The organism is Pedobacter sp. MC2016-15, assembly GCF_026239695.1.
Classification (GTDB): domain Bacteria; phylum Bacteroidota; class Bacteroidia; order Sphingobacteriales; family Sphingobacteriaceae; genus Pedobacter.
In genome coordinates, this window is the sequence record NZ_JAPIVS010000009.1 from 130,041 (window position 1) to 156,332 (window position 26,292).

Here is a 26,292-nt window from a genome sequence, read left to right on the forward strand (position 1 = left end):
TATGATCAGAAAAATCACATTACTTACCCTGGCTGCCGGTTTCTCCTTCGGAGCGATGGCCCAGAATGCCGATAAGAAGAAGCTGATCGCGGCGCTGGATGCCAAGACCCCGGTATACAACAAGATATCCAAAGATATCTGGGGATTTGCCGAGATGGGCTATCAGGAAGAAAAGAGTTCAGCACTGCTGGAAGGGCAGCTGGAAGAAGCCGGTTTTAAAGTAGAAAAAGGCGTCGCAGATATTCCTACGGCATTTGTAGCTACCTATGGTTCGGGGAAACCCGTGATCGCTATCCTGGCAGAGTACGATGCCCTGCCGGGGATATCCCAAACCGAAAACCCATTCCAGGAATCTGCAGGCGGTAAAGCCGGTCACGGCTGCGGCCACAATCTCTTTGGTACGGCCTCTGTAGCTGCGGCTATTGCCGTCAAAGACTGGATGGCACAAAGTGGCGGCAAAGGAACCCTCAAAGTGATGGGCTGCCCGGCAGAAGAAGGTGGCTCCGGCAAAGTGTATATGGTGCGTGCAGGCTTATTCAGCGATGTTGATGCTACCCTGCACTGGCATCCCGGTAATGCCAACTCTGCGGGCATCTCGCCATGGTTGGCCAATAAAAGCGCCAAGTTCAGGTTCAAAGGCATCTCTGCACATGCTTCGGCGGCGCCTGATAAGGGCCGCTCGGCACTGGATGGTGTAGAGGCGATGGATAATATGGTCAACATGATGCGCGAGCATATTCCCTCCAACACCCGCATTCACTATGTGATCACCCGCGGGGGCGAAGCGCCAAATGTAGTCCCTGCCTTTGCAGAAGTCTACTATTATGTTAGGAACCCTGATATCCAGGTGGTCAAAGATGTATGGGCAAGATTGGTCAATGCAGCAGAAGGAGCTGCCCTCGGTACCGGCACAAAAATGGAATACGAAGTCATTGGCGGTACCTATAATATGCTCGCCAATGTTCCCCTGTCTACCGTCATGGATAAGAACCTGCGTCTCGTGGGTGGATTTACCTACACCACCGAGGAGAAAGCTTTTGCAGAGAAAATACAGTCTACCCTCGTGGGCGATAAACAGCCGCCTTTGGCCAGCACGGCAACCATTCAGCCTTTCAAGGTAGAAACCGGCAATGCTGCGGGCGGTGCTTCCTCCGATGTGGGTGATGTCAGCTGGGCTACCCCAACGGCAGGACTGTCTACGGCAACCTTTGTTCCCGGATCTTCGGGCCACAGCTGGCAGAATGTTGCTGCGGCAGGGAATACCATCGGGCAGAAGGGGATGATGATCGCGGCAAAAACCATTGCACTTTCTGCATACGACCTGTTCAAATCTCCTGATGTGCTCAGTGCAGCGTCCAAGGAATTTAAGGAAAGAAAAGGAGCCGACTATAAATATGAAGCTTTATTGGGCGACAGAAAGCCTGCCCTGGATTACAGAAAATAACCTAAACCAAAAATAGACTATGAACTCATTTTTAACAAGCAGGGTATCCTGGATGCTGAGCGCAACGTTGCTGCTCACGGCATCGCTGGGCGTTGCGCAGACGGTACCCTCCCCAAAGCAGCATTTCGGCTTTAACATGGGCGACGATTATAAGCTGGCAAACTACACCCAAACAGTAGCTTACTATAAAAAGCTGGCGGCATCACCAAGGACAAAACTCGTAGATATCGGGCTTACTGAAGAGGGGCGTCATGAATATATGATGGTAGTTTCCTCGCCGGAAAACATCAAAAACCTGGCGATGTACAAAGATATTGCCCAGAAGCTGGCACGTGCCGAAGGTCTCACCAACCAGCAGGCGCTAACCCTCGCCGCAAAAGGAAAAGCCGTGGTATGGATCGACGGAGGTCTGCACGCTACAGAAGTGGTAGGTGCAGCACAGCTGATAGAAACCATGTACCAGCTGACTGTCCGCAAGGATCCTGAAACGATGCGCATCCTGGATAACGTCATCGTGCTGCTCACGCATGCCAATCCCGACGGGATGGAGCTGGTTTCCAACTGGTATATGAAAGAGGCTGATCCCCTGAAAAGGAATACCGAGATCCCTACGCTGTACGAGAAATATATCGGTCACGATAACAACCGTGATTACTACATGATGAATACCAAAGAGGCCACCAACATGAGCAGGCAACTCTTCCTGGAGTGGTTCCCTCAGATTATGTATAACCATCATCAGCGAGGTCCGGAGGGATCGGTGCTTGCTGGTCCGCCTTACCGCGATCCTTTTAATTTTGTGTTTGATCCCCTGATGATTACCGGTATCGACGCCCTCGGCGCAGCCATGTACAGCAGGCTCAACGTAGAGAACAAACCCGGGTATACCCGTTTAACAGGTTCCAGCTTCTCCACCTGGTATAATGGCGGCTTGCGTACTACCACGCAGTTTCACAACATGATTGGACTCCTTACTGAGATCATCGGGAATCCTACGCCAGAGAAAATCCCGCTGGTTCCTGCACGTCTTGTACCTAACGGGGCAACGCCTAATCCTGTTTTACCACAGGATGTATGGCACTTCCGCCAGTCGATCGATTATTCCGTGTCCCTCAATTACTCTGTGCTGGATTATGCCGCACGTCAGCGCGATGAGGTCCTCTACAACATCTATAAGATGGGTAAAAACTCTATCGACAGGGGAAGCAAGGATAACTGGACGCTGTCGCCAAAACGTACAGATGCCATCACCCAGGCGTACAAAAGTGACCAGAAGACTGCCGGTGATAATGCCGGTACGGCAGGCGACCCAATGGGCTGGATGACCCGCGGGACAGATATTCCTATGAAGTATTACGATGCAGTGCTGAAGAACCCTGCCAACCGTGATGCCAGGGGATATATCATCTCTGCTGATCAGCCAGATTTCCCTACAGCCATCAAATTTCTGAATGCCCTGATTAAGTCGGGAATCAGCGTTCAAAAGGCAACTACATCTTTCAGTGTAGAGGGAACTAACTATCCTGCCGGTTCGTATATCGTAAAGACCGACCAGGCATTCCGTCCGCATGTGCTCGATATGTTTGAGCCACAGGATCACCCTAATGATTTCCTTTATCCGGGAGGGCCTCCGATCAGGCCTTATGATGCTGCGGGATGGACACTCGCTTTCCAGATGGGCATAAAGTTCGACCGTGTACTGAATAACTTTGGCGGACCATTCGTCAAGATCCCTTATGGGCAGATCCAGGTTCCTCAAAAACAGGTAGTTCCTGCTGCTGGCAAAGGCTACCTGCTGAGTGCTCAGTTGAATAACTCCTTTGCTGTGGCCAACGACCTGCTCAAAGCAGGGGTAGAAGTGTACCGCGTGCCCAAAGGTGCCGGCGGACTTGCCGAGACGGGAACGTGGTATGTTCCAGCAGGCGCTGCTGCCAAAGCAGTGCTGGATAAAGCAGATGCTACATTGGGCGTAAAAGCCATAGCAACAGATGAAATGCCTGCCGATGCAAAAAGGATGACCTCACTGCGTATAGGACTGTGGGATCAGTATGGCGGTTCTATGCCTTCGGGCTGGTTGCGACTGCTGATGGAGCAGAATCATTTTGAGTATACCAAGGTCTTTCCTCAGGAGATTGATGCTGGTGGCCTCAACAGCAAATATGATGTCATCGTGTTTGTCACCCGTGCAATACCTGCTATCGGCGGTGAGCAGCGCTCGTATTATGACCGCATGCCTAAGGCTGAAGATACCCCTGCAGAATTCCACAAGATGCTGGGTAAGATTACTCCCGAGAAATCCATTCCGCAGCTCAAATCCTTCCTCGAAGCTGGTGGGCATATCGTCACCATTGGCAGCAGCGCCAACCTGGCTTACCATCTGGGCTTGCCGGTTCACAGTGCACTTGTAGACAAAGACAACAAACCACTGCCTGGTACCAAATACTATATCCCTGGAAGTATCCTGCATGCGAGTGTAGATCCTGCCGTGCCTGCTGCCTGGGGTATGCCGGCCGATGTGGATGTGAACTTTGACAACAGCCCTGTCTTTAAACTCGATGATGATGCTGCGAAAAAAGGCGTAACGCCTGTATTGTGGTTCCCTACGGATAAGCCACTGCGCAGCGGATGGGCATGGGGACAATCTTACCTCAAAGATGGTGTTGCTGGATTTGTCGCTTCAGTAGGGGCGGGCAAGTTATACACTTTTGGTCCGGAAATTACCTTCAGAGGGCAGTCGCTTGGCACCTTTAAGTTATTATTCAACCAATTTTACGGTATGTCTGCGGAGTAATCACAAATAATACTCCTATAAATGTATCCCGAGTCCGGCTATTTTAGCCGGGCTCTTTTGTTTTCATTTAAAACAAACTTTGTTTACTCCAAATTTCTCTTCTTTTTTTATTATTACATGATTTCTATCTAAAAACATTAAAATATTGTGTTGATATATGTAATGAAGCGGTTTTAGTGTCATATAATTTATGATTAATCCATAATATTCTGAATAAAATCATAAATATTAGTGATGATGGGTCAAAAGTCTCATGATTTTCTGATAAAAGTCAGTATATTGAGTTAATTATTTAAATTAACCCTCTTAATTATGACAAAAATTACGCTAAAGCAGATTATTCCATTTGCAATTCTGGCAATTGTTGCCATCGCCTCACTATTTATCCCCTTAAAACCAAATTTTGATGAGGGAAAATACAATGCAGCTGACGTTGCCTGGGTTTTGGTGGCAACAGCCCTGGTATTTTTGATGACTCCCGGTCTGGCTTTCTTCTACGGCGGTATGGTACACAGAAAAAATGTGATCTCCACCATGATTAAAAGTATTGTATCCGCAGGGATCATCAGTGTACTGTGGGTAGTGGTAAGTTTTAGTTTAGCCTTCGGGGACAGTATCAATGGTCTGATTGGTAATCCAACTACATTTCTGTTCTTCCAGAATGTAAATTCCGGTCCGTCGTGGAGCCTGGCGCCAACTGTTCCATTAACCCTCTTCGCACTTTTCCAGCTGATGTTCGCTATCATCACTCCCGGACTTGTCGTAGGAGCCGTTGCAGAACGTATCCGTTTCACCTCCTACATCCTGTTTATCGTTCTGTTTGCCGTTTTTGTGTATTCACCACTGGCGCACTGGACCTGGCATCCTGAAGGTATCCTGTTCAAAATGGGCGTACTGGATTTCGCAGGAGGTACTGTAGTACATATCTCAGCAGGGATGGCTGCACTGGCCGGTGCCCTTGTCCTCAAAAGAAGAAGAGTTCACCAGGAACATCTTGAAGTTCCGCCTGCAAATATTCCATACGTATTAATTGGTACAGGTCTGCTATGGTTTGGCTGGTTTGGTTTCAATGCCGGTTCTGCATTGGGAGCGGGTAGTCTTGCAGTATCAGCCTTTGCCACTACCAATGTTGCTGCGGGTGCGGCAGGTCTTTCATGGATGTTCTTTGATGTTATCCGTGGCAAAAAACCTTCGGTTCTTGGTTTCTGTATCGGTGCCGTAGTTGGTCTTGTAGCCATTACACCTGGTGCCGGGTTTGTCGCCATTCCTCAAAGTATATTTATCGGCGCATTTGCTGCTGTAGTTTCTAATATGGCTGTTGCCTGGAAATCAAAAACCAGCCTTGATGATACCCTTGATGTATTCCCTTGCCACGGCGTAGGAGGTATTACCGGTATGCTGCTTACAGGCGTTTTTGCCACCAAGACAGTAAACCCTGCGGGTGTTGATGGCTGGTTTTATGGTAATCCTGATTTCTTCTTCACCCAGTTAAAGGGAGTGCTCATCGTAGCAGTATTCAGCTTTGTAGTTTCATTTGTGATCTTCAAACTGGTAAATATGATCGAGCCTATCCGTGTAACGCAGGAAGAAGAAGAGGAAGGACTGGATGCAAGTCAGCATAATGAGAAGTATTCTCAGGGCTCACTCATTCTGGATCCCGGCGCTCCACACTGATTGTTTCAGGACTCAACGGCGCTCATCCCACTGGCGCCAAACGATAAATAACCTGCTGACCACCCGGTGAATTTAGAAGTGTAAAATTCTCCCTTTATGATTTTAAAACTGATTTCTACTGCATTTGCAGTGGCCCTGGCTAGCTATGTCTCTGCCCAAACGGTAATTCCCAACCTCCCCGTAGAAATTTCGGGCTCGGTGGATACCTATTACAAATACGATTTTGCTGATCAGCCAAACATTGGTACCAGCTTTGCGAACGACCATAATTCCGTGTCACTCGGGATGATCGACCTGCTCCTTAAAAAGACTACCGGTAAAGCTTCTTTCGTGGGTGAGCTTTCCTTTGGTCCCAGAGGGCAGTATGGTTCAATCCCCGAGGGTGACAAACCAGATTCTGAAAACTCTTTTCACATTCAGAACCTGTTTGTGAAGTATGCCTTCACGCCAAAACTGTCCGCAACTGCGGGATACATGGCTACCTTTATCGGGCTTGAAGTGATCTCGCCGTTGGGCAATTACAACTATTCTACCTCGTACCTCTTTACCAACGGACCTTTCCAGAATGGCGGTATCAAGGTCAGCTATGAGTTCTCGCCAAAAGTTTCACTCATGGCCGGCTTGTTTAACGACTGGAATGTGTACCGTGATGTCAACGGTGTTTCACACTTTGGTGCACAACTTACCCTCGCTCCTGCAGAAGGACTCGTTACTTACCTGAACATGCTTACTGGAAGAGTAGCCGGGATGGGCGGCAGTGGCAGCATCTATGACCTCACCAGCACCTATCAGGCTACGGAGACCGTTAAGCTCGGTCTCAATGCCGCCACCTACAATGTCAGCAACAACATGGGCGGATATAGCGGTGCGGCACTTTATCTGCAAAATGCTTTTACAGAAAACTTCTCTCTCGGCCTTCGGGGAGAATATTTTAAATCCAAAGATGAAGCTGAGGGCATCACCTTCGCCGGTGTAGTTCCCGGTGAGTCTGTAACTGCAGTTACCCTCTCGGCAAACCTCAAAGCCGGAGGCCTCACTTTTATCCCCGAAATCAGAATGGATAACGCCTCCTCCAACCAGTTTGTAAAACACAACCTCGACCCTGCAAAGACTGCTTCCCAGTTCTCGCTGGCAGCAGTTTATGCCTTTTAATTGATTATCGCCAACCTGCTCCATATGGCAGGTTGGTTTTTTTTGCTGCCAAAAATCGGCGTTCATGAGACATTTGGGGCAATAAAAACAAAAACTCCCAGTTATAAATGTTTTAATTTACCTTTGAGCCAAGGAGAAGAATATGGGATTGAAGATGCGTATTACGTATAAAGACACTGACTATGTCTATGAGATTATCAATGGAGCAGAGATAAATAAGGATACTGCCGAGTTAAAGATAGTCCTGAATGGGTCAACTATTACATTATCAAAAGATATCAGTAAAATATGGGTACAACAAGACGGGGACGTTACCATTGAACCGGATTTTGCCCAGGCATTAGGCCGCTCGGTATCGCTGCGTTACCGCATGTAGACCATTTTTTATTGCTTTCATACCAGCCCTGGCCTGGCTGTCCGTAAACATATCAGCGAATTTGATGTTATCTTTGTTATCAGCAAAGACAATAAACGGTACAGTTTAATCATATGAAAGAGATATCAGATATCATTGCAGCCTATAACAAAGCGTCAGGGGAAGGAAAGAGAATGGCACTGGCTACTGTCGTTCATGTAGAAGGGTCCTCTTACCGACGTCCCGGAGCCAGAATGCTGGTCACCGATGATGGTATGTTAACGGGTGCAATCAGCGGCGGCTGCCTTGAAGGTGATGCCCTGCGCAAGGCACTGCTCGTGATCAATCAGCAGCAGAACAAGCTGGTTACCTATGATACTTCAGATGAAGATGATGCCAAGTTTGGTGTACAGCTGGGCTGTAACGGCATTGTGCATATTCTGTTTGAGCCGATCAATGCCGATCTGGAGCTCCATCCCATACATCTCTTGCAGGAATTATCCTCAAAGCGGCAGGAAGGCGTGCTTGTCACCCTTTTCTCTTTATCACATCCTCAGCTTACCGTTCCCGGAACCTGTTTACTGGTACTGCCGGAAACTGCCGTTTCAGAATACGTGTCCACTGATCGGTATGGCCCTGAACTACTCGCTGATGCCAATCATGCCATGCTTACCAAACAATCATTTATCAGCGATTACCTCTTTGGAGAACACCTGCTCACTGCATTTGTAGAATTTGTCAGGCCTCCCGTAGCGCTGGTGATCGCCGGTGCGGGTAATGATGCTTTTCCGCTGGCAGCGATGGCAAACATCCTGGGCTGGGAAAGTACAATCGTGGATGGACGTGCCACACACGCCAGTCTGCAGCGTTTTCCAGATGCCGGAAGGGTCCTTGTGGCTAAGCCGGATGAGGTGCTTTCACAAATTCCGGTAGATGATCAGACGGTTTTTATCCTGATGACACATAACTACAATTACGATCTTGCCCTGCTGAAAAATCTGATCCGGCAGGAACAGCCTTTTTATATCGGTAGTCTTGGCCCAAAGAAGAAGCTGGAGCGGATGATTGATGACCTGCAGGAGCAGGGGTTAACACTGAACCCGGAGCAGATGCACAGAATCTTCGGTCCTGTAGGGCTCGATCTGGGTGCTGAAACTGCCGAGGAGATTGCGCTGTCTGTTGCTGCAGAGATCAAGAAAGTACTTACTAAAACCTCTGGTCTGTCCCTCAGGGATAAACTGGAGCCAATACACCAGCACCGTTTAAATAAAACGATTATAGAGCTATGAGTAAAATAGCCATCATTATTCTTGCGGCAGGTTCCTCATCGCGACTGGGATCACCAAAACAGCTATTGTCATACCAGCATAAAAGTTTGTTGTCGCACACCATTGAGGCAGCCAAAAATACCGCAGATAGCAATGTAGTTGTTATCTTAGGGGATAAACATGAAGCTATTGCAGCGGATATTGAACCTTTGGGAGTAAATATCATTTACAATACCGCATGGGAAGAGGGAATGAGCTCATCCATCAGGACTGGTTTATCAGCACTGCTGAACTTCAATCCTGAAGAAAATACTTCAGTAACTGGAGATACAGATCTGGATGGTGTTATTTTAACCGTATGCGATCAGCCCTTCCTCAGTTCAGTTGTGCTGCAGGCTTTGGCGGATCAGGCAAAACATTCCGGAAAAAGTATTGTTGCCAGTGCATACAAGGGAACTTTAGGCACGCCGGTTTACTTTGCTAAGCAGCATTTTCAGGAGCTGCTGGAGCTTAAAGGAGCCGAAGGTGCCCGTAAGCTGCTCAAAAAACATGAAGCTGAGGTAGCTTCAGTACCCTTCGAAAAAGGGGAAATTGATATAGATACACAAGAGGATTATCAAAAGCTAATCTCTCAATAACGATAAAATGATAAAAGACTCTTACAACCGTATACACAATTACCTGCGTATCTCGCTTACAGATAACTGTAACCTGCGCTGTTTTTACTGTATGCCAGAAGAAGAGTATGAGTTTACACAGGCTTCCAAACTGATGCAGGCTTCCGAGATTGAAAGCCTTGCCAGAACCTTCGTAGCAGAGGGCGTCAATAAAATCCGTCTTACCGGTGGCGAACCACTCGTGCGTAAAGATGCAGCTCAGATCATTTCAGCACTGGGAAGAATGAATATCGATCTCTCCCTCACCACCAATGGTGCTCGTGTGCATGATTTCATCGACGTATTTCTGAAAGCCAATATCAAATCTATTAACGTCAGTCTGGATACCCTGCAGGCTGATAAGTTTCAGATCATTACCAGAAGAAATATCTTTCAGCAGGTAAAAGATAACATCAACTTATTGCTGCAAAACCAGATCCGCGTCAAGATCAACGTGGTCGTGATGAAAGGGCTCAACGATATGGAAATCGTCGATTTTATCGAATGGACAAAAGATCAGCCTATAGAAGTCCGTTTTATTGAGTTCATGCCTTTTGCAGGAAACCGCTGGACAAGCAACCAGGTAGTTTCGCTGGAGGATATACTGAACCTGGTATCTTCCCGTTATCAATATATAGCCCTTCCGGGTGGAGCAAACGATACGGCCAAACATTACCAGGTGCCGGGGCATGCAGGCTCATTTGCTGTAATCAGCACCATGAGCGCACCCTTTTGCGGTACCTGCAACAGAATGCGTTTAACGGCCGACGGGAAACTGAAGAACTGTCTTTTCTCGGAAGCAGAAACAGATCTGCTGGGCCCTTTGAGAATGGGAGAGGATGTGCTGCCACTGATTTATCAATGTATCGGCAGCAAGGCTAAAGCCCTCGGCGGGCAATTCTCCGGCTTATTTGAAACCATAGAGGCTGATACGATCCATAACAGAAGTATGATCACGATCGGGGGATAGTTTTTGATCCTGATCAGCTAAAGAATCTGTCTCATCAAAAATCTAACACTATGATCTCCGTAAAAGAAGCAAAATCACTGATACAGGAACACATAGTTCCCATGCCCTTACATCCCATGCCGCTGGCACTTGCTGCGGGTTTCACATTGGGAAAAGATATCTATGCAAAAATTGATATACCAGCTTATGAGCAGTCGTCAATGGATGGTTACGCCATCCGGTATGATGAGCGTTCGCTGCCATTGACGATCAGCGGGGAGATGCAGGCAGGTGCAGAGGAGCAGTTTACCCTGCTGCCGGAGCATGCCGCACGGATCTTCACCGGCGCCCCTCTTCCACAGGGGGCAGACACCGTAGTGATGCAGGAAAAAGTAGAAGTTAACGATGGAGTTCTTACAGTGCTTGATGAACAGCTCTCACCCGGCATCCATGTGCGCCAGAAAGGTGCAGAAGCTCAGGCAGGTGCCCTGGCTATGCAAAAAGGCAGTAAGCTCACACCCGCAGCCCTTGGCTTTCTCGCTGGCATTGGAGTAACTGAAGTAGAGGTCTGTCTCCATCCTTCCGTTGCCATTATCGTTACCGGTAAAGAACTGCAGACCCCGGGCGAAGAACTCGCCTTCGGGCAGGTCTATGAATCCAATTCCTATTCCCTCGCCGCTGCACTCGAACTCGCACAGGTCACCAAGATCAATTTTTACAGTGCTGATGACGATCTCAATGAGCTTACCGTTGTACTCAAAGAAGCCCTGTCGATGAACGATGTGGTGCTGCTTACCGGCGGCGTAAGCGTAGGGGATTATGATTTTGTGCTCAGTGCCTCCCGCGCTACGGGCGTAAGGCAGATCTTCCATAAGATCAGACAGAAGCCCGGCAAACCCCTGTTTTTTGGTAAAACCGATAAACATGTCGTATTTGGTCTTCCCGGCAATCCTTCATCAGTGCTCAGCTGTTTCTACCAGTATGTGCTGCCGGCACTGGAGAAAATGATGGATTACCGCAGTGGTCTGCTGGAAGAGGGTCAGTTTACCGGAAGCCTGAAAACCCGGGAGGCTGTCTTAACCCATGAGTATACCAAGGGGGCCGGACTCACACATTTCCTGAAGGCAAATTTTAATGACGGAAATGTTACTCCCCTGAGCGCTCAGGAATCCTTCAGAATGAGTTCATTTGCACAGGCAAACTGTATGATTGAGCTGCCGGAGGGCGAGACAGAATTCCCTGCAGGCAGCGTAGTGAAAGTATATATCTTCCCCGAATAATCAGGGAGATATCAATTGATAATGAGGCTTCAAAAGATAATTTGATAGCCACTGAATAACATAAATTCTCAATGAACATAAAGATATTATTATTCGGAAGGCTGACCGAACTGTTGGGTCAGAGCGTCCTCCATATGGAGGATGTGTCCGATACGAATACCCTTGCCCAGCGCCTGTCGTCCCAATATCCAGGATTGGCGCAGATCAAGTATCAGGTAGCTGTTAACCAGGAGATCATTCATGGCAACAAAGCTTTAACAGATGGTATGACTGTGGCTTTAATGCCGCCATTTTCGGGAGGCTAACATGGCGGTCAAAGGTAAAGAACGTTATGCAAGGCAGATGATCCTCAAAGACTTCGGCCCTGCCGGACAGCAGAAGCTGTACAACGCAAAAGTGCTGGTCATCGGTGCTGGCGGACTGGGATGCCCGATCCTGCAATACCTCGCTGCTGCGGGAGTCGGTACCCTGGGGATTGTCGATCACGATGTGGTAGAGCTCAGTAACCTCCACCGCCAGATCTTATACAGCGTGGCCGATGTAGGCCGCTTAAAGGCAGATTGTGCCGCAGAAAAACTCAGTCTGTTTAATCCCGATATCAATATCATCGCCTATCCGCTGGAGCTGAGCAATCAGAATGCAGCGCTGATCATGAGCAAATTTGATATTATCATTGATGGTTCTGATAACTTCCCTACCCGCTATATGGTCAACGATGCCTGTGCCTTGCTGCACCTGCCCCTGATCTATGGGGCACTGTCTGAATCCGAAGGCCAGGTAGCTATTTTCAATGTCAGCGATGCTGATGGCAGGAAAGTCAACTACAGGGATATCTTTCCCAATCCCCCGCAGCCCGGAGAAGTGCTCAACTGCGCAGAAGCAGGCGTATTGGGCGTATTGCCCGGAATCATCGGTACTATGCAGGCCGCTGAAGCCATCAAACTCATTTCCGGTACCGGCGAGCCCCTGATCAATCAGATGCTCATCTACAATTTGTACAACAATTCTACGTATAAGGTTAACCTGAGTCCTGATGAGGCCAGTCAGCGCAACCTGCCTTCCGATCTGGATGCTTTCCTGCAGACCGACTATAACTGGTTCTGTGGCATCAGGGCTACTACTTCACAGATTGAAGAATTGAGTCCCGGCGAATTCAGGGAGATGCTGTTTGATGAGGACTATGAAATTATCGACGTCCGCGAAGACGGAGAGCTTCCTGAAGCTACGTTCGACCATATCCGGATCCCGCTGTCAGAGATCCGCAAACAAGTGCCCGCTATAGACAAAGATAAAGTAATCCTTTTCTGCCATTCCGGGGTAAGGAGTATCCTGGCAGGAGAAATATTGCAGGAAGTATATCCCGGCAAGGAGTTCTATAGCTTAAAAGGTGGTATCTTACGCTTAAATTAACGCAGAAATGAGAGAAAAGAAACTGAGAAATATATTTGTTAACGGGGCAATTTCGGCTGATACCATCGCTGAAAGCATCCGTAAACATCATACAAAAAAAGATATTGGTGCACACAGTATATTTTTAGGACAAGTGCGTGCAGACGAGATTGGCGACCAGCAGGTAGCCGGTATCAGTTACACCGCCTATGAAGAACTGGCACTGGAGAAGATGTACGAGATCCGCGAAGCAATCTTCGAAAAATATCCCCTTACCTGTATGCATGTGCACCATAGCCTCGGACTCATCGCTGCGGGAGAAATCTGCCTGTTTGTATTTACGTCTTCCAAACACCGCAAAGCTGCGATGGAAGCCTGTGATGAACTCGTAGAGCGCATCAAGGCAGAACTGCCCATCTGGGGCAAAGAAATTTTAACAGACGAATCTCACCAATGGAAAGAAAATAAATAATGGTCAGCATTACTCATAAATCCGATACCCTGCGCAAGGCTGTGGCCATGGCTACGGTAAAAGTTTCCGGTCAGCATACCATCGATGCCATTGTGCAAAAGAAAGTGCCCAAGGGCGATGTCTTTGAATTTTCCCGCGTTGCCGGGTTGTTTGCGGTAAAAAAGACCAGCGATGTCATTCCCGACTGCCATCCGCTGCCCATAGAGTACACCGCAATCACACATGAGATCGAGGGTTTGGAGATTAGGATCCGCGTAGAGGTGCATACTATTTACAAAACCGGGGTAGAGGTAGAGGCCATGCATGGCGCGTCAGTCACTGCACTTACCTTGTATGATATGCTCAAGCCGATCGATAAAGGCATCGAGATCGCCAACATCCGTTTAGATCATAAAACCGGAGGTAAAAGCCAGTATAAACTTCCTGAGGGCAGCACTTTAAAAACTGCCGTTGTCGTTTGTTCAGACAGCATCGCCAAAGGCGAAAAACAGGATGGCTCAGGTAAAGCGATCATCAGTAAGCTGGAGCAGTTTAAACTGGAGACCAACCATTACGATATCATTGCGGACGATTTCGCCCTCATTCAGCAAAAAACTCTGGATCTTGTTGCAGAGCAATACGACCTGCTGATCTTCACTGGTGGTACGGGATTATCCCCAAGGGATGTTACACCTGATGCGATTGCGCCATTGCTCGACAAAGAGATTCCTGGTATTATGGAGAACGTACGTAAGTATGGCCAGGACAGAATGCCTTATGCGATGCTTTCGCGGGGCGTAGCGGGATTTATTAAGAATACCCTGGTTATGACCCTTCCGGGATCAGTAAAAGGCGTAGAAGAGAGTATAGACGCTTTGTTCCCGGCAGTGCTGCATGTGTTTAAAGTGCAGGATGGTACAAGACATGATTAAACTTTAACGGCCCGGCTCCTTTGCGGAACCGGACCGTAGATATGAGAAATGAGAATCTTTAAACGCGTTCCGGCGTTTTATTCGTAGCGCAGCGCTTCGATAGGGTCAAGTCCCGAAGCTTTCAATGCGGGATAGTATCCGAAAAATATACCTGTAACGGCACAGACCAGGAAGGAGATCACAATCGAGGATTCCGAAATCACTGTCGGCCAGTTCAGCATCGAGGGTATAATGATCGCTGCGGAGATCCCCAGTACCACGCCAATCACCCCTCCTGTAACACTGATCATCACTGCTTCAATCAGGAACTGCAGCAGGATATCGATACCCCGCGCACCAATGGACATCCTCAAGCCAATCTCCCGCGTTCTCTCGGTTACAGAAACATACATAATGTTCATAATCCCGATCCCACCGATCACCAGTGAGATACTCGCTACGGCAGTCAGCAGAGCCGTCATCATGCTGCTGGTAGAGTTCAGCATCGTCATCAGCTCTGCCTGTGTGCGGATCTGGAAATCGTTTTCTTCGCCTTCCCTGATCTTGTGGGTCGCTTTCAGCGCCACTGTAGCTTCATCAACAGCCTCGTCTGAATCATCTTCCTTCGTTGCCGAGGCATAGATCTGGTTAAAGTAAATCGAAGAAAGCACCCTTTTCTGTATCGTCGTGTAGGGGGCAATGATAATATCATCCTGGTCCTGTCCAAAATTGCTCGTTCCCTTTGCCGTCAGCACCCCGATCACCTGTAAGGGGATCTTTCCAAAGCGGATCACTTTTCCCAGCGGACTCTCCCCATTGGGGAAGAGGTTGTCTACCACTGTTTTTCCCAGCAGGCAGACCTTCGCAGAAGATTTTACATCCTGCTCAGAGAAAATAATCCCGTCCTGTACAGAGAGCTTGCGGATCTCCAGGTATTCCGGACTCACCCCCTGTATGGTTGTCGGCCAGTTGGCCGCCGCGTTGATCGACTGGCCCGAGGAGGATGCCAATGGCGATATCATCGCAATGTGCGGTGCGTTCTTTTGCAAAGCCTCCACATCTTTTATCGTCAGCGTTTTAAAGCTGCTCCCCATGATCCTTGCGCCTCCCGGTTCATTACTTTGCGGCATGATCGTGATCATATTGGAGCCCATGCTCGACAGGGAGTTGTTGATGCTTTGTTTGGAGCCTTCGCCGATAGACATCATCGTGATCACCGAAGCCACCCCTATAATGATGCCCAGCATCGTCAGCAGCGCCCGGAGTTTGTTCCGTTGCAGCGCTTTAATCGCCAGAAGTATTAGATTAATGATCTTCATAATATTATCTTTTAATAATCGTCCGTTTCCGGCAGCGATGCCAGTGCCTCTTTTGCAGAGCGGCGGTTGGTGTTCTCCGTATCCTTCTGCACCTTGCCATCCCTCAGCATCACCGTCCTGGTGCTAAATCCTGCGATATCAGGCTCATGCGTCACAAACACAATCGTTTTGCCGTTTGCATTCAGGTCCTGCATCAGCGCCATGATCTCGTAAGAAGTACGCGTATCCAGGTTTCCTGTAGCCTCATCCGCGAGAATCATCACCGGTTCATTCACCAGCGCCCTGGCGATCGCAACACGCTGCTGCTGACCGCCGGACAACTGATTTGGTGTGTGGTCAAATCGTCCGTCCAATTTGACCGCCTGTAATGCTGCAATGGCCCTTTCTCTGCGCTCCTGCGAGCTGATCAGGGGATTATATAATAGGGGAAGCTCCACGTTTTCCAGGGCTGTAGTTCTTGGCAGCAGGTTATAGGCCTGGAAAACAAAGCCAATCTTCGTATTTCTCAGTTTCGCCAGTTCATCTTTGCTCAGTTCCTTCACATTCACATTGTCCAGCATATACGTGCCTTCCGTAGGTTTGTCCAGGCAGCCCAGCATATTCAGCAGCGTCGTTTTACCGGAGCCACTGCTGCCCATGATCGTTACGAACTCCCCGGCGTTCACATCAAAGGATATCCCTTTCAGCGCCCTTACCGTTTCAGTGCCCATGATAAACTCACGTTTCACCTCTTTTATTTCCAGGATCTTGTTGCTCATCGTCTGCCTCCTCCCGGTCTTTTCGGCATAAAAGGACTTGATGCTGCGCCAGCCGGGGCACCTTTGGCCACCTGCTCAGAACCCGATGCAATTACATCATCGGCCGTCAGCCCTTCCAGTACCTGCACATGCGTATTGTCGTTCAGTCCGGTTTTAATCCGTTTCTGCACCAGCTTTTTGCCCTGTACCAGCCACACGAAACTCGGTTCATCTTTTACAATCTCCTTTTTCTCGCCGCTGGCGGCAGTCACCGTTTGTTTTGCGCCGGCACCCGATCTTGCTCCCGTCTTCATGTTAGATTTTTTATCTCCCATACCTTTGATCGGCACAATTTCATATTCCTTGCCCAGGGTAGAATCCGGGCGGAACTTCAATGCCTGTGCAGATATCAGCAGTGCATCTTTGATCTCTTTGGTGTAAATCACGATACTCGCCGTCATTCCCGGTTTCAGTTTCTTATCGTCATTTGGCGCATCAATGATCGTCGTGTATGTCACCACATTGGAAGAGATCACCGGTTGCAGGCGTATTTCCTTTACCGTACCATTGAAAGTATCATCGATAAAGGCATCCACGGTAAAGGTTGAGCGCTGCCCTTTCAGCACATTGCCGATATCTGCCTCATCCACTTTAGCTTCTACCTGCATCTTCGTGATATCCTTGGCGATGGTAAACAGCGTCGGCGTACTAAAACTCGCCGCCACCGTCTGACCGATGCTGACACTTCTGCCCAGTACCACCCCGTCAATAGGAGAGTAGATCTTGGTGAAGGACAAGTTCCTTTCTGCCGAGCGCAGCTGTGCCCGCGTATTGTTCACATTTGCTTTGGCTACCTGGAAGGTGTTCTTAGCCAGGTCGTACTCCGCCTTGCTGATCGCGTCCGTTTTAAACAGCAGTTCCTGACGTTTAAAGTTGGCCTGCTGGTAGATCTCATTACTCTGAGCCTGCGCCAGACTTGCTTTTGCCTGGTCTACCGTTGCCTGCAGCAGGATCGGATCCAGTTCAGCCAGCAGCTGTCCCTTCTTAACCGTTGAGTTAAAATCCGCATACATCGCAGACAGCGTTCCCGAGACCTGGGTACCCACGGTCACCGTATCTACCGGCTGTATCGTGCCTGTAGCGGTTACGCTGGTAGATATTGCACCCGTTTCCGGTTTTTCTGTCGTCACCATCGCCGGTTGTTCCTTGTTCCGCATGAAGAAAAACCATATCAGGCCCAATATGACCACGATAGAAATAATAATCAGGATAATTTTTTTAGGCTTCATGTCTTATAATTTAATTGGTACTCCCAGGTAAAATTCATATATTCTCACTGCCAGGGCAGCATTGTATTTGGCTTGTATAAAGCTTTGCAGCGCCTGTACATAGAGATTGCGCTGCTGATAGAAATCGTAAATATTGGCTGTTCCGATTCTCAGTTCTTCATTTGATATCCTGTACAGCTCCTTGTTATAGGTCAGGTTTTCAGTGGCCGAATTAAACTGCGTTTTTGCGTTCTGTACGGTAATAAAAGCCTGCTCTGTAGTCAGCGATAAAGTTGTTTTTGCATTCTCCAGCGTGTTCCTTGTCTGGTCTATCGCGATCCTTGCTTTCGCTACATTGGTTTTGTTCTGTCTTTTGGTAAAGATCGGTACGGATAAGGTCAGCCCTGCCTGCTGATAAAAATTGTTATCAAACTGTCTGAACACATTATAAGTGGGGTCTTTTGCAAAGCTTGTACCGATACCTGCACCCAGTGTGAGGGTAGGCAGATAACCCGATTTGGCTTTGCTGAGATCCAGATCCGCAATGCGCACCGCGAGTTCGGCGCCTTTGATCTCCGGGCGATTTTCCAGTGCGTATTTCTGTACCGTCGCCAGGTCGGGCACTGCGGCATCAGATGTCACTGTATCCGGTTTTACCACGTCAAATTCCGGAGTCTGACCCAGTTGCAGTAATTGTCTGAGTGTGATTTTATCCTGGCGCTCTGCATTCTCCGCGGCTGTCAGGTTGTATTTATCAGCTGCCAGCTGTGCTTCAAACTGGATGACCACCTTTTTCGCTACTGTACCCGCATCAAAGCGGCGTTTTGCCTGTGCCAGCTGCGCGGTAGATGTTTTCACCAGGTCTTTGTTATAAATGATACTTTCCTTATCAATCAGGATATTCAGATAAGCCTGTGTAATTTGTAAAGTGATATCATTTTCGCTCACCAGCACATTGTAATTGGCAGATTGTACCGATAGGTCTTTCTGTTTGATATCCGTTTTCAAGTACCCTCCCTGGTACAGCGTCCATGCAGAACTTACACCATACGATCCCGAAGAGTTGATGCCTGAAGTGGTACCCGTGGTATTGCGGTTATAGTGGTTGTACGACAAAGAGCCGGATCCGTAGAGGTCGGGCAGCAGTGCTGATTTTGCCAGCAGCTTATCCTGCTCGGCACTTTTTGTGTCCAGCCGCAGGTTCTTCAGCGTGATATTATTAGTCTTCGCATACTCGAGGCAGGCGGCAAGATCCCAGACCGGCGGCAGGGATTTTCCTGTACTGTCCTGACTATATCCTTTGATAAAGGAAAAGCTCAGGAAAACCAGGAGCAGACTTTTAATGATTAATCTTGACATATGATGAGTATAAAAATCCTTGTTTAATAGTCAAATCAACAGTTCTTTAGCCTATTTAAAAAACAGAATAGACCGGCAGGGAAAATCTACCGACAGGAGGCTGAAAGCAGCCGACGTAAACATTTGGACATTTCTGCGAAGGTTGAGTACCTTGTACGCTTAACGAATACGTGATTATGGAAAAACTCAATCCGGTAAAAAGCCGGGCATATATAAATATTCTCCTCCAGCTTTTGGTGTGGATGCTCTTCGCATTTATCCTACTTTTTTATCAGCCCATGAGCTGGAATATCCAGCTGCCTCTGGAGTTCTGGATCAAACAGACCGGGGTGCTCACGATGCTGGTTGCGGTATTTTATGTCAACAGCAAGATCTTTGTGCCGCAGTTGCTGATGAAGAACAATAACCTGGGCTTTATCCTGGTGATCCTGGCGATCCTGATCGCTGTTGGTCCGCTCTTTAGTATGCTGGATGATGCCCTGCAGCTGCCTGCGCTGATGGATAAGGCTTTTAATGCTTCGGGATTTGTAAGGCCTTTCAGAAGGAAGGACAGGCTGGATATTTTCCTGATGATGATGACACTGATGATCCTGGGGATCAGTACGAGTGTTACGCTGATCCAGAAGTGGCAGGCCGACAAACAGCAGCGTGAGGCATTGGAGAAGGAAAGGATAGGCTCAGAGCTATCTTTTCTGAAGGCACAAATCAACCCGCATTTCTTTTTCAATACACTTAATAACATCTACGCGCTTACACATGTAGATGTAGAAAACTCCCGTAAGGCACTGCATAAATTATCGCGGATGATGCGCTACTTATTATATGATACCCAGGCCGGGATTACGCCTTTAAGTAAAGAAGTATCCTTTATTGTGGATTACCTGGAGCTGATGAAGCTGCGTCTGAATGATACCACAAAAGTATCATTTGAGGGGCCGCTGCTGAGAAAAGATATCAATATTGCTCCCATGTTATTTCTTCCGTATATAGAAAATGCTTTTAAACATGGTGTGAGTGCGGTAGAGCCCTCGGAGATCCGTATAGAGCTCAGCCAGGAAGAGAATGTACTGGAACTGAAGGTCACCAATTCGATCTTTAATGAAGGTGCAGAAATTGTAGACAGCTACGGGGGAATCGGCCTCAGTAATACCAAGAGGCGCCTGGATCTATTGTATCCCGGCAAACATACTTTTTCGGCGCTAAAGACCGAAGACAGTAATGAGTTTGTTGTTCATTTAAAAATAATAATCGATGATCCTGAATTGTATAGCCGTTGATGATGAGCCGCTGGCTCTGGGCCTGGTTTGCAGCTTTATAGAAAGTACCCCTTTTCTGCGTCTTGCAGGAAGCTTTTCAAGCGGGGTAAAAGCCCTGGAGATGATCCACGATCAGCAGATTGATCTGATCTTTCTGGATATCCAGATGCCCGATCTCACGGGATTGCAGCTGGCGCGGATACTGGATCGTCAGCCTGGGAGTGCCGGACCAAGGGTGATCTTCACCACGGCCTTTAATAACTTCGCGCTGGAGGGGTACAAGGTTGATGCGCTGGATTATCTGCTCAAGCCTTTCAACTATGAGGAGTTCCTGATTGCAGCGAATAAAGCCATGGCCTATGCGGAACTGCTGAAGCCTGCTGCTGCTGCGGCCGCTGTTGCTCCGCCTGCCGATGAGGATGAGTTTATCTTTTTGAAAGTGGAGTACCAGATGGTGCGGGTATCTACACGTGATATCTTGTATATCGAGGGGCTGAAAGATTATGCTAAGGTTTATCTGGAGAGTACACCCAAACCGATATTATCTTTGATCACATTGAAAGCGCTGGAGCAGAAGTTGTCTCCGAAATTGTTTATGCGGGTGCATCGTTCTTATATCGTTGCGCTGGATAAGGTGAGTTCCGTGACGAAGAATAGTCTTAATATCGGCGATATGGCGATTACCGTAGGGGAGCAGTATAAGGAGCATTTTAGTGCATATTTGAGTAAGTGGATGTGAAATTGATGCAGAAAATACTGCTTGATTAAGGCACTGCACGGAGCGGTATAAAGAGCATTTTAGTGCTCAGCACAATAAGTGATGTGAAGTTTGGGGCACAAAATACTGCCTGATCAAAGTACTTCGCGGAGCAGCTAATGTTTGATTTTAAGCAGCGGATTGCTGGGGTTTTAAAAGCTGAAAAGCGGTGGTTAGTAGCTTCGTAGTCATTAACAATTTTACTCACAGTGTTGGTAACGTGATTTTAGTTATTAACACTGTTTCTGGTAATGCCTTGTTTTTGATTATCTTACATTGTGAATAACGATGTGGGAAAGCTAACAGAGCTTTTGTGAGTTATGTAAATAATCAGCTATCTTGTAATTATGAAACTTGAAATCAATTCCCTGAGACCCTTTATTGGAGCAAAGGATTTTAACATTTCCAGGGCCTTTTACAGCGACCTTGGGTTCGCAGAGACTGTCATCAGTCATGATTTATCATTGTTCACAGTTGATCTGTTCAATTTCTATCTGCAGAAGTATTATCAGAAAGACTGGATAGAGAATACCATGCTTTTTCTGGAGGTCAAAGATGTAGAGTTGACTTATCAACAATTGGCTGCCCTGGAGCTGGATAAAAAATATGAAGGTGTAAAGCTCATGCCTATCAGAAAAGAAAGCTGGGGGCAGGAATGTTTTATGCTTGATCCTGCAGGTGTGCTTTTACATTTTGGTAATTTTATAACGAAGTAAAATTCGATCAAACGAGTAAATCTAAAGTTTCATTTTAATATTACTCGGTTGATGCTTCATAATTGAAGGCTATGCCAATTTCTATTAAGTGTCTAGAATTGATTATATTTGTTTTGAAATGATTCTATCTGAAAAGCATATCGGTTATATCAAAAGTTTTTTTTCTGGTCGCCCGGTTAAAAAAGCCTATGTTTTTGGGTCATACTCCAGAGATGAAGCCGCTGAGAATAGCGACATTGATATTCTTGTAGAATTGGATCATACCAAGCCTATAGGTATGAAGTTCTACTCCTACAAAGAAGAATTAGAGGAAATCCTGCAGAAAAAGGTTGATTTGGTAAGCTATGAAGGATTATCAAAATATGTAAAGCCTTTTGTTGACAAAGATAAGATCTTAATCTATGAAAGGTAGATTGGGTGAGAAAATACAACGCTTATTTGATGCCTCGTTTTAGCGTAAAAAGTTTCAATTAGTACTGATTGATTTATGAAATCTCAAATTAGATCTCATTTTAGAAATTCTGAATGAGGGGTAAATCAGTATTACAAGAACCCTTTCGGGTCTTGTAAAAAGAGTCATACAGGTTATATTTGGTTAGAATAGTTATTGTGTTTTCAACACTAACCAAATCTATAAGTTATAGTAATTACCTGTATGTAAAATATCAAAAATATCCTCAAAATATCTTTAATCTTTTGATATTCAGATTGATAATTTTTGATGTAACCGCCAGATCAGCCCTAAAAACGTCATTTTCAGCTCCATTTCTGAGGCCTTCGGAAACATATTTATTTAGTGTTAAAATTACACTATGCTAAAATAGTATCAGTCCTATATAAGCCGCGTATTCCGCGTCAAGCGAACCCATCAGCTTAATTGTTTAAGCGTAGATATAACGTTTAATAAAAATCCAGATAAAATCGTATCGAAGAGCCCAAAAACACAGTTCTTCATAAAATTTTCATTTTTTAAGATTTTTGGCCTTGTTTTTAGCGAATATTTGTGACCATAAAAAACGAAGCTGCTTTGTAATCAAGATATTGCTTCATTAAGAAGCGTCTTGATACTTTAGTAAAACTGAATAACTTTATAAAATGTTGAAACCATTTAAATTGATCTCTTGTGTTGCCCTGTTATGTTTCAGTTCCTGCTCATCGGTATATGTGCCCAACGTGCCCAATACCCCTATGCTCAGTCAGCAGGGCGAGTTTAGCGGCGGCGCGCATGTTTCGCTGCGGGGCAATGGAAATTTCAATGGAGCATACGCCGTAACCAACCATATTGGCGTACTCATGGGAGGAGCCTATATGAACAGTGAACGCAGGCGCAAGGATTTCAACCATAAACAAATCGAGATCGGCGGGGGATACTTCACCACCTTCGGACCGGAAAATAACAGGATCCTGGAGATCTATGCCGGGGTAGGGACAGGAAAGACCAACCGCAGTTACCGCAATTACGAATCTGATGAGCTGGTCAGTACAGAGCTGCAGGTCACAGATTTCAGCAAAACCTTCCTGCAGGTTAACTACAGCTCCAAGAAAAACAAGAACCTCCATCTTTTTGGCAACAACTACACCCTCAACTATGGTACTGCTTTCCGCATCAGCCATGTGAGTATGGATAACTTTTTTATCAATGGAATGGTGGCGCCCAAAGAAGATAACATCTTTCTGGAACCCATCTTTTTCACCCGCATGCGCCTCAGCGATGCTGTGCAGCTGCAGTATACCACCAGCAGTAATTTCGGACTTAAAAACCGCAAATACATGACCGCCGGAAATTCTATCTTCACCTTAGGTGCTGTCATCAATGTCGGCGGCGCAAAGAAGAAAAAATGATGCTAAACCACCCTCAGGCAGTTTAGCATCTAAAAGTACTACCAGGCACTAATCCCTGTTTCCGGTGCGTTATCATCACTAAAGAACGTCCCTGTAGGACCATCAGCTCCCAGAACAGCCGCCTTCACCACCCTTGCAGCCGCATCCGGCACAGTGCCCGGACCAGAATGGTGGTTAAAATCTGTAGCCGTATAACCCGGATCCACAGCATTTACCTTAAATGGCGTATCCAGCAAATCATTTGATAAAGCTATCGTAAAAGCGTTCAGTGCTGCTTTAGAAGGAAAGTAACTCGCCACCTTCAGACCGTAATATTTCCAGGAAGAATCCTGATGCAGGTTCAATGAACCCAGGCCAGAAGTTACGTTCACGATCCTCGGCTCAGGCGCCGCCCTCATCAGGTCTATAAAAGCCTGTGTAACCTCAATCACCCCAAAAAAGTTAGTTTCAAAAACCTGTCTGAATACCGAGAGATCCGTTTCTATGGCACCCTGCATCGTACCACTGATCCCTGCATTGTTGATCAGCACATCCAGCACCTCCGTTTTTTGTCCCAGTAAGGCACGCGCTGATTTAACCGATGCAGCATCATTTACATCTATCTCCAGTGGTTCAACCGCAGTTAAGCCTTCTGCATGAAGCGCAGTCACCGCTTCTTTGCCTTTCAGCAGATCCCGACAGCCCAGGTACACATAATATCCTTTTTGTAATAATTGTCTTGCTGTTTCCAGTCCGATGCTTTTGTTTGCACCTGTAATCAATACTGTTTTCATAGAATTATATAGTCTTTGTTTAACAGTACAAATCTATGGGGCAACAGCTGCTCAGGTGTAACACATACAACGGTGTTAATGGTACATTTCGCGGATTTTGCTGCGGTAGCCCGCAGGAGTATCACCCGTTTCCCTTTTAAAGAAGCGGTTAAAGTAAGAAGCATCAGAAAAACCCAGATCATAGGCAATCTCCTTCATCGGGTTAGTCGTATGAAAAAGCAGTCGGCGCGCTTCCATCACCAGCCTTTCGTGGATATGTTTGATCGCCGGTTTACCACTTTGTGTTTTCACCACCTCACTCAGGTGCCCGGCAGAGATATGCAGCAGCGAAGCATAGTCACCCACTTCATGCAGCTCATGGAAACTCTCGTCAATCTTCGCCTGGAACCTCTTCACCAGCAGCTGATCTGCAGAAGAATCTATACTTTGATATTGCTCTGTATACAGGCGGCTCAGGTAGGTCAGCATTAATGAAACATAAGCCCCCAGCATCCGTTGTTGCCATTCGCCCGGTTTCCGGTTCTCCGCAATGATTTTTGAGAAAATATCCTCCATAAACTCAATATCAGCCGGGGAGAGCAGCAACTCATGCGCCTGATGCGGATTCTGTATCAAAGGAAGATTACTCAGCGAAGTATTTCCCTGCATCGTCAGAAATTCCGGTGTAAAAGCAATGGCAGAACTCCAGAGGAGATCCGCTTCTTCCTTTACGATCACCCTTCCCGGATGGTAAAAGTAAAGCGTATAGTCCTTCAAAACATGAGGTTTCATATCCAGCCACTGACGCATACCCCCCTTTCTGACAAAGGCAAACAGAAAATGATCCTTACGGTGTGGCACCAGCAGGTCGGAATGGACAGGTCGCATACCTTCAAAATGGTAGACCTTAAACTGTTTGCTGCCGCTGAACTCATCTGGTTCCAGCTCATAGACCGGTAATTGCGAAAGAGGACTGATTACTTGCATTATCTAAAGATACTATTTTTGAAACATTATGATATCAACGGGGGGAAAGCCAAAGAGAGCCTTCCACAAAGGAAAACCTTCAACAAGAGAAATCAGATAAACACACTCGTACCACAGAAGTTTTCGCGAAACTCCTTCGGCGTGCTCAATTTCTTCTTCTTAAAGATCCTGTTAAAGTTAGAGATGTTGTTAAATCCACAATTCACTGCGATATCCGCGATGGGCAGCGTTGTTTCTATCAGCAGCCTCGTCGCATGACCCAGTCTGATCTCATTCAGCGTATCCACAAAAGTATTTCCCGTCCTTTTACTGATAAACCTGCTGAAAGAAACATCCGTCATACTCACCAGCTGCGCCAGTTCCTTCAGGTTAATCTGCTTCTGGAAATTCGCATTCATATAATCGAAGGCCTTATCAATGCGCCGACTGTTCGGATACAGGATCTGGTTATTGTTAATCGCAACCTCAGACAAAACCCTTGTATTTTCAGAAAGAGATAACTCATGCAGAATATTCATCAGCTCCATCACCCCATGAAAACCCTTCAGGTCATTCAGCGCCATCAGCTGTGCCGAAAGCGATACCGTTGTATCCTCAGTAAAGAGCAGCCCTTTTGCCGAGCGTTCCAGCATATCGCGGATCTCCTTCATCTGCGTTTTTCTCAGAAAGCGCTCGTCAAACAAGTCCTTATGCCACTGGATCGTCACCTCAGTTACCGAATCACTTTTGCAGTGATACGTCTCCCAGGTATGCGACAAATTGGGGCCTACCAGCACCAGTTCCACATCTGAGATTTCCTCCTCATGATCCCCGATCAAACGTTTTGCACCTGCCCCGTTGATAATTAAATTCAACTCATATTCTTCATGAAAGTGCAGCGGAAAATCAAAGCTCTTCTTTTCCCTGGAGAAGATGCTAAAGCAGTCCTTATGGGTGAGGGGAGTAATTTCTTTGATGATATTATTCATAGTTGGGTCGA

General features: G+C 47.0%; 25 protein-coding genes. 18 read left to right on the plus strand and 7 right to left on the minus strand.

Annotation, left to right across the window (positions count from 1 at the left end):
* Position 1: 1 nt before the first annotated feature.
* The 13 genes from OQY15_RS21835 to moaCB all read left to right on the plus strand — a co-directional run bounded on the left by OQY15_RS21835 (position 2) and on the right by moaCB (position 14,341).
* Entirely contained in the window at positions 2–1,444 is a 1,443-nt protein-coding gene (locus OQY15_RS21835; protein ID WP_265794244.1) for an amidohydrolase, read from the plus strand.
* 19 nt (positions 1,445–1,463) lie between these two features.
* Positions 1,464–4,235, plus strand: coding sequence for a M14 metallopeptidase family protein (locus OQY15_RS21840; protein WP_265794246.1), 2,772 nt, complete (start codon positions 1,464–1,466; stop codon positions 4,233–4,235).
* Positions 4,236–4,547: 312 nt separating this feature from the next.
* Entirely contained in the window at positions 4,548–5,909 is a 1,362-nt protein-coding gene (locus OQY15_RS21845; protein ID WP_265794248.1) for an ammonium transporter, read from the plus strand.
* A gap of 96 nt (positions 5,910–6,005) precedes the next feature.
* A complete protein-coding gene (locus OQY15_RS21850) occupies positions 6,006–7,061 on the plus strand; it encodes an outer membrane beta-barrel protein (protein ID WP_265794250.1) in 1,056 nt (351 codons plus the stop codon).
* A gap of 154 nt (positions 7,062–7,215) precedes the next feature.
* Positions 7,216–7,437, plus strand: a complete 222-nt coding sequence (locus OQY15_RS21855; protein WP_265794252.1) for a hypothetical protein — start codon at positions 7,216–7,218, stop codon at positions 7,435–7,437.
* Positions 7,438–7,550: 113 nt separating this feature from the next.
* Positions 7,551–8,705 (plus strand): XdhC/CoxI family protein, encoded by a 1,155-nt coding sequence (locus OQY15_RS21860; protein WP_265794253.1) that lies wholly within the window; start codon positions 7,551–7,553, stop codon positions 8,703–8,705.
* Entirely contained in the window at positions 8,702–9,322 is a 621-nt protein-coding gene (locus OQY15_RS21865; protein ID WP_265794254.1) for a nucleotidyltransferase family protein, read from the plus strand. The genes OQY15_RS21860 and OQY15_RS21865 overlap by 4 nt, the downstream gene beginning before the upstream one ends.
* Before the next feature lie 7 nt (positions 9,323–9,329).
* Positions 9,330–10,310, plus strand: a complete 981-nt coding sequence (gene moaA / locus OQY15_RS21870; RefSeq protein ID WP_265794255.1) for a GTP 3',8-cyclase MoaA — start codon at positions 9,330–9,332, stop codon at positions 10,308–10,310.
* Positions 10,311–10,360: 50 nt separating this feature from the next.
* Complete coding sequence (gene glp / locus OQY15_RS21875; RefSeq protein ID WP_265794257.1) at positions 10,361–11,569, plus strand: gephyrin-like molybdotransferase Glp; 1,209 nt, start codon at positions 10,361–10,363, stop codon at positions 11,567–11,569.
* A 71-nt stretch (positions 11,570–11,640) separates the two neighbouring features.
* A complete protein-coding gene (locus OQY15_RS21880; RefSeq protein WP_265794258.1) occupies positions 11,641–11,874 on the plus strand; it encodes a MoaD/ThiS family protein in 234 nt (77 codons plus the stop codon).
* Between the two features lies 1 nt (position 11,875).
* Positions 11,876–12,979 (plus strand): HesA/MoeB/ThiF family protein, encoded by a 1,104-nt coding sequence (locus OQY15_RS21885; protein WP_265794260.1) that lies wholly within the window; start codon positions 11,876–11,878, stop codon positions 12,977–12,979.
* Positions 12,980–12,986: 7 nt separating this feature from the next.
* Entirely contained in the window at positions 12,987–13,430 is a 444-nt protein-coding gene (locus OQY15_RS21890; RefSeq protein ID WP_265794261.1) for a molybdenum cofactor biosynthesis protein MoaE, read from the plus strand.
* Positions 13,430–14,341: a bifunctional molybdenum cofactor biosynthesis protein MoaC/MoaB gene (gene moaCB, locus OQY15_RS21895; RefSeq protein ID WP_265794262.1), complete on the plus strand. Its 912-nt coding sequence runs from the start codon at positions 13,430–13,432 to the stop codon at positions 14,339–14,341. The genes OQY15_RS21890 and moaCB overlap by 1 nt, the downstream gene beginning before the upstream one ends.
* 77 nt (positions 14,342–14,418) lie before the next feature.
* On the opposite strand, the gene OQY15_RS21900 is transcribed toward moaCB, so the two are convergent.
* From OQY15_RS21900 to OQY15_RS21915, 4 genes are read right to left on the minus strand one after another with little or no spacing between them, the layout of a single operon-like run.
* A complete protein-coding gene (locus OQY15_RS21900) occupies positions 14,419–15,639 on the minus strand; it encodes an ABC transporter permease (RefSeq protein WP_265794263.1) in 1,221 nt (406 codons plus the stop codon).
* Between the two features lie 11 nt (positions 15,640–15,650).
* Positions 15,651–16,397, minus strand: a complete 747-nt coding sequence (locus OQY15_RS21905; protein ID WP_322973409.1) for an ABC transporter ATP-binding protein — start codon at positions 16,395–16,397, stop codon at positions 15,651–15,653.
* Positions 16,394–17,665, minus strand: coding sequence for an efflux RND transporter periplasmic adaptor subunit (locus OQY15_RS21910; RefSeq protein ID WP_265794265.1), 1,272 nt, complete (start codon positions 17,663–17,665; stop codon positions 16,394–16,396). The genes OQY15_RS21905 and OQY15_RS21910 overlap by 4 nt, the downstream gene beginning before the upstream one ends.
* 3 nt (positions 17,666–17,668) lie before the next feature.
* Positions 17,669–19,003, minus strand: a complete 1,335-nt coding sequence (locus tag OQY15_RS21915; RefSeq protein ID WP_265794266.1) for a TolC family protein — start codon at positions 19,001–19,003, stop codon at positions 17,669–17,671.
* Between the two features lie 176 nt (positions 19,004–19,179).
* On the opposite strand from OQY15_RS21915, the gene OQY15_RS21920 reads away from it, so the two are divergent.
* The 5 genes from OQY15_RS21920 (at position 19,180) to OQY15_RS21940 (ending at position 23,574) form a co-directional block, all read left to right on the plus strand.
* Positions 19,180–20,280, plus strand: coding sequence for a histidine kinase (locus OQY15_RS21920; RefSeq protein ID WP_265794268.1), 1,101 nt, complete (start codon positions 19,180–19,182; stop codon positions 20,278–20,280).
* Positions 20,255–20,998 (plus strand): LytTR family DNA-binding domain-containing protein, encoded by a 744-nt coding sequence (locus OQY15_RS21925; protein WP_265794270.1) that lies wholly within the window; start codon positions 20,255–20,257, stop codon positions 20,996–20,998. Before OQY15_RS21920 ends, OQY15_RS21925 begins: the two co-directional genes overlap by 26 nt.
* Before the next feature lie 365 nt (positions 20,999–21,363).
* Positions 21,364–21,732, plus strand: coding sequence for a glyoxalase (locus OQY15_RS21930; RefSeq protein ID WP_265794271.1), 369 nt, complete (start codon positions 21,364–21,366; stop codon positions 21,730–21,732).
* Positions 21,733–21,850: 118 nt separating this feature from the next.
* Positions 21,851–22,144, plus strand: a complete 294-nt coding sequence (locus OQY15_RS21935; RefSeq protein ID WP_265794272.1) for a nucleotidyltransferase domain-containing protein — start codon at positions 21,851–21,853, stop codon at positions 22,142–22,144.
* A 683-nt stretch (positions 22,145–22,827) separates the two neighbouring features.
* The gene (locus tag OQY15_RS21940) at positions 22,828–23,574 is read left to right on the plus strand and encodes a hypothetical protein (protein WP_265794274.1); all 747 of its coding nucleotides are present in this window, start codon (positions 22,828–22,830) and stop codon (positions 23,572–23,574) included.
* 38 nt (positions 23,575–23,612) lie between these two features.
* Here the strand turns inward: OQY15_RS21940 and OQY15_RS21945 are convergent, their stop codons facing one another.
* From OQY15_RS21945 to OQY15_RS21955, 3 genes are all read right to left on the minus strand, one after another.
* Complete coding sequence (locus OQY15_RS21945; RefSeq protein ID WP_265794275.1) at positions 23,613–24,347, minus strand: SDR family NAD(P)-dependent oxidoreductase; 735 nt, start codon at positions 24,345–24,347, stop codon at positions 23,613–23,615.
* A 75-nt stretch (positions 24,348–24,422) separates the two neighbouring features.
* Positions 24,423–25,313, minus strand: a complete 891-nt coding sequence (locus OQY15_RS21950; protein WP_265794276.1) for a helix-turn-helix domain-containing protein — start codon at positions 25,311–25,313, stop codon at positions 24,423–24,425.
* Between the two features lie 92 nt (positions 25,314–25,405).
* Positions 25,406–26,281 carry an AraC family transcriptional regulator gene (locus OQY15_RS21955; protein ID WP_265794277.1) on the minus strand — a complete coding sequence of 292 codons (876 nt, stop codon included), beginning with the start codon at positions 26,279–26,281 and terminating at the stop codon, positions 25,406–25,408.
* Positions 26,282–26,292 lie beyond the last annotated feature (11 nt).